Origin of the sequence: Micromonospora sp. KC207, from assembly GCF_004348615.1 — a bacterium.
Classification (GTDB): Bacteria; Actinomycetota; Actinomycetes; order Mycobacteriales; family Micromonosporaceae; genus Micromonospora.
The window spans coordinates 1-10,781 of sequence record NZ_SMKJ01000251.1 but is presented as its reverse complement, the minus strand read 5'-3'; the positions used below and the strand labels follow the sequence as shown (position 1 = coordinate 10,781).

9 protein-coding genes and 1 pseudogene are annotated in these 10,781 nt (G+C 72.5%); 9 read left to right on the top strand and 1 reads right to left on the bottom strand.

Annotated elements, in window-relative coordinates:
• Positions 1–342 precede the first annotated feature (342 nt).
• The 8 genes from E1258_RS25195 (at position 343) to E1258_RS25160 (ending at position 9,342) form a co-directional block, all read left to right on the top strand.
• Positions 343–1,047 carry a hypothetical protein gene (locus tag E1258_RS25195; protein WP_243715673.1) on the top strand — a complete coding sequence of 235 codons (705 nt, stop codon included), beginning with the start codon at positions 343–345 and terminating at the stop codon, positions 1,045–1,047.
• 150 nt (positions 1,048–1,197) lie between these two features.
• Positions 1,198–1,659: a DUF948 domain-containing protein gene (locus tag E1258_RS25190; RefSeq protein ID WP_132405478.1), complete on the top strand. Its 462-nt coding sequence runs from the start codon at positions 1,198–1,200 to the stop codon at positions 1,657–1,659.
• A gap of 27 nt (positions 1,660–1,686) precedes the next feature.
• On the top strand, positions 1,687–1,992 hold the full coding sequence (locus tag E1258_RS25185) for a hypothetical protein (protein WP_132405476.1): 306 nt from the start codon (positions 1,687–1,689) through the stop codon (positions 1,990–1,992).
• The gene (gene alaS / locus E1258_RS25180) at positions 1,989–4,667 is read left to right on the top strand and encodes an alanine--tRNA ligase (RefSeq protein WP_132405474.1); all 2,679 of its coding nucleotides are present in this window, start codon (positions 1,989–1,991) and stop codon (positions 4,665–4,667) included. The genes E1258_RS25185 and alaS overlap by 4 nt, the downstream gene beginning before the upstream one ends.
• A gap of 73 nt (positions 4,668–4,740) precedes the next feature.
• Positions 4,741–5,202, top strand: coding sequence for a Holliday junction resolvase RuvX (gene ruvX, locus E1258_RS25175; RefSeq protein ID WP_132405472.1), 462 nt, complete (start codon positions 4,741–4,743; stop codon positions 5,200–5,202).
• Positions 5,199–6,398, top strand: coding sequence for an endolytic transglycosylase MltG (gene mltG, locus E1258_RS25170; protein WP_132405470.1), 1,200 nt, complete (start codon positions 5,199–5,201; stop codon positions 6,396–6,398). Before ruvX ends, mltG begins: the two co-directional genes overlap by 4 nt.
• Positions 6,398–7,240, top strand: a complete 843-nt coding sequence (locus E1258_RS25165) for a shikimate dehydrogenase (protein ID WP_132405468.1) — start codon at positions 6,398–6,400, stop codon at positions 7,238–7,240. Before mltG ends, E1258_RS25165 begins: the two co-directional genes overlap by 1 nt.
• Before the next feature lie 236 nt (positions 7,241–7,476).
• Complete coding sequence (locus E1258_RS25160; RefSeq protein WP_132405466.1) at positions 7,477–9,342, top strand: glycerophosphodiester phosphodiesterase family protein; 1,866 nt, start codon at positions 7,477–7,479, stop codon at positions 9,340–9,342.
• A gap of 91 nt (positions 9,343–9,433) precedes the next feature.
• Here E1258_RS25160 and E1258_RS25155 read toward each other — a convergent pair whose 3' ends face one another.
• Positions 9,434–9,985: an XRE family transcriptional regulator gene (locus E1258_RS25155; RefSeq protein WP_243715672.1), complete on the bottom strand. Its 552-nt coding sequence runs from the start codon at positions 9,983–9,985 to the stop codon at positions 9,434–9,436.
• A gap of 363 nt (positions 9,986–10,348) precedes the next feature.
• On the opposite strand from E1258_RS25155, the pseudogene E1258_RS25150 reads away from it, so the two are divergent.
• Positions 10,349–10,781: pseudogene (locus tag E1258_RS25150) on the top strand (XRE family transcriptional regulator); the annotation flags it as partial.

The window sequence follows — 10,781 nt, the reverse complement described above, 5'->3', positions numbered from 1 at the left end:
GGGCTAGCCGGTCGGGCCGTGCCGCCCGGTGCCCCGAACGGTGGTCCCGCCCAGCCCGTTGTGGCGCGGGCGGTGACCCCGCCCGCGCGCGCCGACGAGCGGCCGGCAGATCCCGCCGCCGGCCGCGCGGCACCGCCGCAGCGCGAAGCAGGCCGGCCGGACCCCACCGTTGGTACCGCGTCGCCGGTCCGCCCCGACCAGCCGCCCGCTGTGGCCCGGGCCGCCGCCGTGGTGCCGTCCGCCGCCGCCGCGCCGCCGGCCCGGCCCGGCCCGGGTCCCGGGCCCCGCCCGGATGTCGATGCCCCCGGCCACGGTGGCGCGGAGCCCGCCGGCGCGGCCCAGTTGCGCCGGGCCGCGGAGCCGGACGACCCGGACGAGGAGGGGCCGGGCGGCCTGCGCGGCGCCCGGTCGGAGCTGCGGCGGCAGGTGCGTCAGCGGCGTCGACTGCGAATGGGCGTGCTCGCGCTGGTCAGCTTGGTGCTGCTCGGCGCCGTGCCGATCTTCTTCGGCATCCGTACGCTCAGCCGCGACCCGGTCTTCGACACCCTGGACGGGCTGAACGTGCCCGGCTGGGCTGCCACGAAGACCGTCGACAACGTCAGTGGCAGCCGCTGGTGCGTGGAGGAATGTCGGCTGCGCGAGCGCACCGTCGAGTCGCAGCGGCCGGTCGAGGAGACGGCGCGGGCCTACGAACGCGCGCTGATCGAGGACGGCTGGCAGCCCTGGAAGGTGACCCGCTGTCCGGAGCAGCCGGCGAAGGGCGACTACACCTGCTGGCGCCGCGACGAGCTGACCCTCGACCTGTGGGTACGCGAGCCGACCTGCGTTCCGCCGCCGGTCGACGGGGAGCCCGCGCCGACGGTGCTGGCCACGCCTCCCGCAGCGCAGGAGTGCACCGGCTCGTTGGTGTCGGTGAAGGTCCGCAACGCCATCGACGACGAGCGGACCCGGCCACAGCCGAGCACCGACCCGTCACTCACCGGCGAGGATCCCTTCCCGACCCTGAGCGAGGATCCGCTCGGCGAGCCGACACCCTCACCGTCGTGAGCCGGGTTTCATCACTGACGGTAGGGTCTGGGGCTGGCAGGCCCGCCTGCCCCCGCTGACCCGTGTCGGGTCGCCGAACGACGGTGTGGGTATGGACGGTCGCGCGTTCCGGGGCGTCGGGCCCCGGAGAACTGGTCGAGGAGGACAGGCGTGAGTTTTGGAGAGGTCGCGGCGCTGATCGCGGCGATCGCGTTCGCGATGCTCGTGTTGATCCTGACGCTGCCCATCCTGCGGCTGCGGCACACCGTGGACGCAACCACCCGCATGATCAACGACCTCAACGACCGCACCGCGCCCCTGCTCGGTGACGTCAACACCACGGTGAAGAACGTCAACACCGCGCTGGAGCAGGTGCAGACCTCGCTGGACGGGGTCAACCTCCAGTTGGCCAAGGTGGACACCATGACCACCCACGCCCAGAACGTCACCGCGAACGTGGCGAACCTGGCGACCGTGGTCTCCGCCGCCGCCGCGAACCCGCTGGTGAAGGTGGCCGCGTTCGGCTACGGCGTACGCCGGGCCGCCGCCGCCCGCCGGCACGCCGAAACCGAGCGCGAGGTGCGCGACACCATCAAGCAGCAGCGCCGCGCCGCCAGGCGCGGCAACGGCTGAGCCGGCCGGCGACGGAGGGATGAGTTCATGAGGCGCCTGTTCTGGCTGGGTATCGGGCTGGCCGTCGGCGTGGTGGTGGTGCGCAAGGCGACCCACGCCGCTCAGGCGTACACGCCGGCCGGCATCGCCGGCGGCCTGTCGCAATCCGCTGGCGGTCTGGTGGAGTCGCTGCGTAGCTTCGTGGAGGACGTCCGGATCGGGATGGCCGAACGCGAGCAGGAGATCCACGAGGCGTTCGCCCGGGGCGAGGCGTTCGACGACCAGTTCGCCGAGCTGCGGGAGGACCCGCGCATCGGCGACCGAGAGATCTTTCCGGAGGAGCACCAGCGATGAAGACGGCGGAGATCAAGCGGCGGTATCTCGCCCACTTCGAGGCGAACGGCCATGCCGTGGTGCCGTCCGCTCCGCTGCCCGCCATCAGCGACCCGAACCTGCTGTTCGTCAACGCCGGCATGGTGCAGTTCGTCCCCTACTTCCTGGGGCAGCAGACCCCGCCCTACCCTCGGGCGGTCAGCGTGCAGAAGTGCATCCGCACCCCGGACATCGACGAGGTCGGCAAGACCAGCCGGCACGGCACGTTCTTCCAGATGAACGGCAACTTCTCCTTCGGCGACTACTTCAAGGCCGGGGCGATCCCGCTCGCCTGGGACCTGGTCACCAGGTCGGTCGCCGAGGGCGGCTTCGGGCTGGACCCGGAGCGGGTCTGGGCGACGGTCTACCTCGACGACGACGAGGCGGCCGAGATCTGGCGCTCCGTCGGCATGCCGGCCGAGCGGATCGTCCGCCGGGGCAAGAAGGACAACTTCTGGTCGATGGGCATTCCCGGCCCGGCCGGCCCTTGCTCGGAGCTGTACTACGACCGGGGCCCCGACTACGGTCGCGAGGGCGGCCCGGAGGTCGACGAGGACCGGTACCTGGAGTTCTGGAACCTCGTCTTCATGCAGTACGAGATCGCCGACGTCACCAGCAAGGAAGACTTCCGGATCGTCGGCGGGCTGCCGAAGAAGAACATCGACACCGGCATGGGCCTGGAGCGGATGGCGTCCATCCTCCAGGGCGTCGACAACCTGTACGAGATCGACGAGGTCCGGCCGATCCTGGCCCGTGCGGCCGAGCTGACCGGCAAGCGGTACGGGGCGCACTCCGGCCACGTGGCCGCGCAGTCGCACCCCGACGACGTGCGGCTGCGGGTGATCGCCGACCACGTGCGCACCGCGCTGATGCTGATCGGCGACGGGGTCACCCCGAGCAACGAGGGGCGCGGCTACGTGCTGCGCCGCATCATGCGCCGTGCCATCCGGGCGGTGCGGCTGCTGGGCTGGCAGGAGCGGGCGTTGCCCGAGCTGCTGCCGGTGGCGCGGGACTGCATGGCCCCGTCGTACCCCGAGCTGGCGACCGAGTTCGATCGGATCGCGCAGTACGCGTACGCCGAGGAGGACGCCTTCCTGGCGACGCTGCGCGCCGGCACGACGATCCTGGACACGGCGATCGCCGAGACCAAGTCGGCGGGGCGTCCGGCGCTGTCGGGCGACAAGGCGTTCCAGCTGCACGACACCTACGGCTTCCCGATCGACCTGACCCTGGAGATCGCGGCCGAGCAGGGCCTCGCGGTCGACGCCGACGGCTTCCGCCGGTTGATGGCCGACCAGCGGGCCCGGGCCAAGGCCGACGCGCGGGCGCGTAAGACCGGGCACACCGACCTGTCGGCGTACCGGTCGGTGCTGGACGCGGGCGGGCCGGTGGAGTTCACCGGGTACACCGAGCTGAACCGGGAGTCCCGGGTGCGTGCCGTGCTCTCCGGCGGCGACCAGGTCGGCGCGGCGGTCGAGGGCGACACGGTCGAGCTGGTGCTCGACACCACCCCGTTTTACGCGGAGGGCGGCGGTCAGCAGCCCGACCAGGGCCTGATCACCGTCGGCGGCGGCCAGGTCGAGGTCTTCGACGTGCAGCAGCCGGTGCCGGGCCTGATCGTGCACCGCGCCCGGGTGGTCCGGGGCGAGGTGCGCGCGGGCGAGAACGGGTACGCCGAGATCGACGTGACCCGGCGGCGGGCCATCTCCCGCTCGCACACGGCCACCCACCTGGTGCACCAGACGATGCGCAACTTCCTCGGCGAGTCGGCCACCCAGGCCGGTTCGCTGAACGCGCCGGGGCGGCTCCGGTTCGACTTCAACACCCCGACCGGGGTGGCGCCGAGCGTCTTGCACGACGTGGAGCAGCAGGTCAACGAGGTGCTCCTGGCCGACCTGGAGGTGCACGCCTTCATCACCACCCAGGAGGAGGCCCGCCGCATCGGCGCGATGGCGCTGTTCGGCGAGAAGTACGGCGAGCGGGTGCGGGTCGTCGAGGTCGGCGACTACGCCCGGGAGCTGTGCGGCGGTACCCACGTGGCCCGCTCGGCGCAGCTCGGCCTCGTCAAGATCCTCTCCGAGGCGTCGGTCGGTTCGGGCGTACGCCGCATCGAGGCCCTCGTCGGCATGGACGCCTTCGGCTTCCTGGCCCGCGAGCACCTGCTGGTCTCCCGGCTCGCCGAGCTGTTCCGGGTCCCCGGCGACCAGGTCGCCGACCGGGTGGAGCAGACCGTCACCCAGCTCCGCGACGCGGAGAAGGAGCTGGAGAAGCTGCGCGCCCAGCTCGTGCTCGGCGGCGCGGCGGCCCTCGCGGGGCAGGCGAAGGACGTCCGTGGGGTGGCGTACGTCGGCACCGAGGCGCCCGAGGGCGCGGCCGGCAACGACGTGCGGACCCTGGCCCAGGAGATCCGCGGCAAGATCGACCCGGCCCGGCCGGCCGTGGTGGCCGTGGCGGCCCGGTCGAACGGCAAGGCGTCCCTCGTGGTGGCCGTGAACGCGGCGGCCCGGGGCCGGGGCCTCGCGGCGAAGGACCTGGTCAAGGCCGCGTTCTCCGGCCGGGGCGGCGGCAGCGACGACCTGGCTCAGGGCGGTGGCCTGCCGGCGGACGAGGCGCCTAAGCTGCTGGCCACGGTCGAGCAGGCGATCGCCGAGGCGTGAGCGCACCGTACGTCGGGTCAGGGCGGACCGTCACGGTCCGCCCTGACCCGTTTCAGGGCAGGATGAACGGAACATGACCGAAACATTGCGCGGTGTCCGGCTGGGGGTCGACGTGGGGCAGGTGCGGGTCGGTGTGGCCCGCTCCGACCCGCACGGGGTGCTGGCCACCCCGCTGGTGACGCTTGCCCGGGACCTCACCGCGGCCGACGACGCCGTGCCGAGCGACATGGCCGAACTGGTCGCTCTGATCGCCGAGCACGAGTGCGTCGAGGTCGTCGTCGGCCTTCCGATCAACCTCGCCGGCCAGCACGGCCCGGCGGCGCGGAACGTCAGGGCGTATGCTGACCGGCTGGCTGACGTAATTGCGCCCGTTCCGGTAACGCTCACCGACGAGAGGATGTCGACGGTGGTGGCTTCTCGTAGGCTTGCCGAGGGTGGCGTCCGGGGAAAGCGCCGCCGCGCGGTGGTCGACCAGGCCGCTGCGGTCGAGATCCTGCAGAGCTGGCTGGACGCGCAGCGGAGGCGGACGCGATGATCGACGATCTGGAGCTCGGGTTCGACGAGCCGGAGCGGGGTGAGAAGGGCAAGCACCGGCGCAGCTCCATGCGCAAGCGCCGAGGCGAGTCCTCCGGGGGCCGAGGCAAGACCGCCCTCGCTCTGCTGATGGCCTTCGTCCTGCTTGGCGTGATCGGCGGCGGGGCCTTCTACGGCTTCGACCGGGTGCAGAGCTACTTCGTCACGCCCGATTACGACGGGGCCGGCACCGGCGAGGTCACGGTCGAGATCAAGCAGGGCGCGCTGATCGCCGACATGGCCGTCGCGCTCTACGACGCCGGGGTGGTCAAGAGCGCCAAGGCGTTCGTCGAGGCGGCCGAGGCCAACTCGCGCAGCAAGAACATCCAGCCCGGCACCTACAAGGTCCGCAAGCAGATGAGCGGCGAGCAGGCCCTGGTCATGCTGCTCGACCTGAAGAACAAGGTCACCAACCAGGTCACCATCCCCGAGGGGCGTACGGCCAAGGGCGTCTACAAGCTGCTGTCGGAGAAGACCAAGATCCCGGTCAAGGAGTTCGAGGCCGCCGCGAAGGACCCGGAAGCACTCGGCGTGCCGGACTGGTGGTTCAAGCGCACCGACGGCAAGCCGGTCAAGAAGTCGATCGAGGGCTTCCTCTATCCGGACACGTACGAGATCCCGCCGAAGGCCACCGCCGAGATCCTGCTGACGATGATGGTGGAGAACTTCCTCACCGTCACCGGCGAGATGAAGTTCGCCGACCGGGTGCAGGAGGAACGGGGCGGCATCAGCCCGTACGAGGCGCTGATCGTCGCGTCCCTCGCCCAGGCCGAGGCGGGCAACAAGGACGACCTCGGCAAGGTCGCCCGGGTGGCCTACAACCGCGTGTACGGCGAGTTCCCGTGCAACTGCCTGGAGATGGACGTCACGGTCAACTACTACTTCGAGTCGATCGGCCAGGAGGGCAAGAAGTCGAAGGACATGACCCCGGCCGAGCTGGACAACCCGAAGAACCCGTACAACCGCAAGCTGAAGGGGATGATCCCCACCCCGATCAACAACCCGGGCAAGCAGGCTCTGGAGGGGGCGATGGACCCGCCCATCGGCAAGTGGCTCTACTTCGTGGCGATCGACAAAGAGGGGCACTCCGCCTTCGCCGAGACGTACGAGGGGCACCAGCGCAACGAGGCGAGGGCCCGGGAGGCCGGGATCATCTGATGACGACGCCACGGCGGGCGGCGGTGGTCGGCAAGCCGATCAGTCACTCACTCTCCCCCGTGATTCACAACGCCGGCTACGCCGCCGCCGGCCTCGCCGGGTGGTCGTACACGACGATCGAGTGTGCGGAGGCGGAGCTGGCGGCGATGGTCGGCGGCCTCGGCCCCGAGTGGGCCGGGTTGTCGGTGACCATGCCGTGCAAGGAGGCCACCCTCGCGCTCGCGGCCGAGGTGTCGCCCGTCGCCGCTGCGATGGGCGCGGCGAACACGCTGGTGCACCGCGCCGACGGCTCCTGGTACGCGGACAACACCGACGCCGCCGGCATGATCGAGCTGCTCGGCGCGGCCGACGTGCCGCCAGGGGCCCGGTTCACCGTGCTCGGCGCGGGCGGCACCGCGCGGGCCGCCCTGGCCGCCGCCGCCCGTCTCGGCTCGGGCACGGTGACCGTGGTGGCCCGCCGCGCGTCGGCCATCGACGAGCTGCGCCCGGCCGCCGACGCGCTCGGCCTGCGGCTGGCCGGCGCGGACTGGGCCGGCGCGGCCGGTCACACCGACGCCGACGTGGTCGTCGCCGCCGTCCCGAAGGGCGTCGCCGACTCCCTCGCGGTGCAGGCCCGATGGCGGCCCGGCGCGGTCTACTTCGACGCGCTGTACGACCCCTGGCCCACCCCCCTTGCCGCCTCGGCGGAGGCGGCCGGCTGCCGGGTGGTCTCCGGGCTGGACCTGTTGGTCGCCCAGGCGGTCGGCCAGTTCGAGCACTTCACCGGCGTCCGCGCCCCGGTCGCGGCGATGGCCGCCGCGCTGTCGGTCGAGGTCGGCATCGAGATCCGCCCGGTCCGGTAGCAGTCCCGCCTGCCCCGCCCGGCGCGGCCTAGCTCGACGCGGCCGGTTGGCGCCGCGATGTCGGCCCTATGGCGATATCCGTCGGCGGGGACACCGCCATGTCGCCGCCATGCCACCCGCCTTTGGATCCGCGCCCGCCCAACGGATCCGCGGCCCGTCCGGTGTCCATCCGTGGGCCGGCCGGTGTCAGCGGTGGCGACACCAGGCGTTTCTGGACGGTCCCTAGCGTCCGGGGCATGTTGACATTCCGCCGACGTCCGCGCTGGTCCGTGGCCGTCCTCGCGGCGCTCGCCACGACCGCCGGCCTGCTCGCCGCCGTTCCCGTTTCCGCCCCCGCCGCCGCGAAGCCCGGTGACGTCGTCGTCGCCGAGGATTTCTCCGCCGGTACGCTGCCCGCCGGCTGGCGGGCCGTCGACGGCGAGTGGACGGTGCGCGACGGCCGGCTGCGCGGCACCGCCACCAGCGGTACCCGGAAGATCACCTTCGGCCGGAACCTCACCCACTTCCGGTTCACCGCGACCGTCCGCTTCGAGTCGGTCGCCGAACCGACCCGGTGGACGGCGCTCGGCCTGGACGTGCCCGCCGACGCGCGTACCCCGTGGTGGATCGCCACCATGCGCAGCGGCACCACCGCCGCCAACGGCCTGGAGTTCGCCCAGCTCACCACCGCCAACGCCTGGAACGTCACCAACACCGGCTCCGCGCCGTACGCCGCCGGCACCGGGCGGGACATGTTGGTCGCCGTGGAGGTGCACGGCAACCAGGCCCGCTGGTTCCTCGACGGCCGCCAGCTGCTGCGCACCAGCAGCCTCACCCGGTCCACCGACGGCGGGCAGGCCCTGATCGTCAACGGCGGCAGCGTCTCCTTCGACGACGTGCTGGTCACCGAGCTGCCGCCGAACGGCTACCTGCGTCCGGCCGGCGCCCCGCTGACCATCGTCGCCCACCGGGGCGCGTCCGCCGCCGCCCCGGAGAACACCCTCGTGGCGCAGGAGATCGCCCGCCGCTCCGGGGCCGACTTCGTCGAGAACGACGTCCAGCCCAGCCGCGACGGGGTGCCGTTCGTGCTGCACGACTCCACCGTCGACCGCACCACCGACGGCTCGGGCACTATCCGCACGCTCACCGCCGCCCAGCTCAAGACCCTCGACGCCGGCTCCTGGTTCGCCCCGCAGTACGCCGGGGCCCGGCTGCCGACCCTCGCCGAGCAGCTCGCCGACCTGCGTAACCGGGGCGGCAACCTGCTGCTGGAGATCAAGGGCGCGCACACCCGCGACGAGGTGGCCCGCATCGTCGAGGTGATCCGCGCCGAGCAGATGACCGGCCGGGTCTTCGTGCAGAGCTTCGAGGTCGACACCCTGCGCCACACCCGGCAACTCGCCCCCGAGCTGCCGACCGGCCTGCTGCGCGGCAGCCTGGACGCCGACCCGGTCGCCGTGGCCCGGGAGCTGGGCGTGACCGCGTACAACCCGACGGGTGCGGCGCTGCTGGCCCGACCGGCCGTGGTCGCCGACCTGCACGCCGCCGGCGTCGCGGTGATGGCCTGGACGGTCGACTCGCCGGTCCAGTGGCAGCAGCTTGAGCGGATCGGCACCGACGGGATCATCACGAACCGGCCGGCGGAACTGGCCGGCTGGAACGCCGCCGGTCAGCTCGGCGCGGCCGGGCCCACCGTGTCGATCGCCGCCCCGGCCGACGGCGTCGAGCTGGACCGGGCGCAGCGGCCAGTGCTCACCGTGCCGGCCACCGACGCCGACACCGTGACCGTCACCCTCGACGGCGCGGCGGTGCCGGTGGGCGAGCCGCTCGACCTGACCGGGCTGGCGGCCGGCGCGCACCGGCTGCGCGCGGAGGTGACCGGGCCGAAGGGCACGGCCACCGCCGAGGCCACCTTCACCGTCGCGGTGACCCCGGCCGGCCTCGGGCACCTGGTGCTCACCTCCGGCGCGAAGGACCCGGCACTCACGGTGCTCACCGACCACCTGGTCAAAGGCCGGTACGCGGAGCTGGCCCGGTACGCCGAGCGGCACGCCGGCCGGTTCCTGCCCGAGGCGAAGGCGCGCGTGATCGCCGCCGACGCGCGCACCCTCGCCAACCGCTGACGGATCGCGGTGCGGGCCGTCACCGGCGGCCCGCACCGCCCCGCCCGGGACGGTGCGGACGATGTCGCCCCTCGACTCAGCTCCCTACGGCTCAGTTCTGTTGGGTAGCGGGTCTGCCATCGGCCCACAACGACTCGAAGTGCTCGACATATCGGTCGAAAGCTCCCCCGTCCTGCCATCGTCGCAGGTGCAGCGTCACGGAGTCCTGCCCGAGCCCCGCCCCGATGTGCGTGGCGACTACGGCCTCCTTGTCGAAGACCCACACGGACATGGCGAGATGACGGGCAGAGAAGCGGACCGGTATCACGGTGCCGACCTTGCTGAGCTCTGCGCGCGTCATCGCGATGCGGGTCGCCAGGGTGAGCGGAGTCGCTTCGATCCTCTCCCGCTCGGCCGTGACCGGACTATCCGGATCTCCGAGCAGGAATCGCAGGTCGGCCCCGGCGCTGCCCTTGGCTTCGAGCGTGGCGGAGATGCCGGGCACCTCCAGCCAGAGGAAGTAGCTGGTGTATCCACCGAACCAGAGCCGAGAACTGGCCTGCCCGATCGCCTCACGAAAGACCGATCGCGGAAGGTCGGCGCGGCGAGGATAGATGCCGACCAGCTCGCGATCGCTTCCAACCTTCACGGCACGTCGGATCATCTCAGGCCATAGCACCCTCACATTCTCGCCCAACGCCTCGGCCGCTCGCACTCTGGAACGAGGGTGAGGGACGCGCCCTCGGCTGACCCACCTTTCGACGGTCTTCACGTCCACATCGCACCTTTCGGCGAGATCAGCGAAGGAAAGACCGGCCGTGCCGCCGGAGCGGGACAGATGATCGGGCCGGCCGGCGCACCCGCAATGAGTTGCCAATCGGGCGGCGGATGGCCGAGCTGCGGGCCCGGCGGGGCATGAGTCAGCAGGACCCTCGCCCAGGCCCTGCGCGCCCTGCGCCGGGGACGCCTCGCGAAGGCTGCCGCGCTCAGCGCCGTACATCAGCTCGACCTGACGCCGTCGCGCGCCTTGCTGCCCGACGAACCTGGACTGGCCGGGACCCTGCTTATCGAAGCCGCCCTCGCCGCCGCCACCTACGGCGACGCCGTCACCGCCCACGATCTCGCCGAACGCGCCGCCCGCCTCGCCGCCGCCCACGACAACCCGCACCACGACGGCACCGCCTTCGGCCCCACCGCCGTCACGCTCGCCCGCGCCCTGGTCGCCACCCACCTCGGCGACCACCACCAGGCCGTCACCGTCCACCGATACGCCACCGGCGACGACGGCTGGCACCGGCTCCCCGCCGAGCACCGCGCCGCCCACCTCATCGACATCACCCGCGCCTATCTCGACCTGGGCGACCCGGGAGCTGCCGGCCGCGCCCTGGTCACCGCCGACCACATCGCGCGCGCCGAAACCCGCACCCGCCCCGCCGCCAGAGCCGCCCTCACCGCCATCC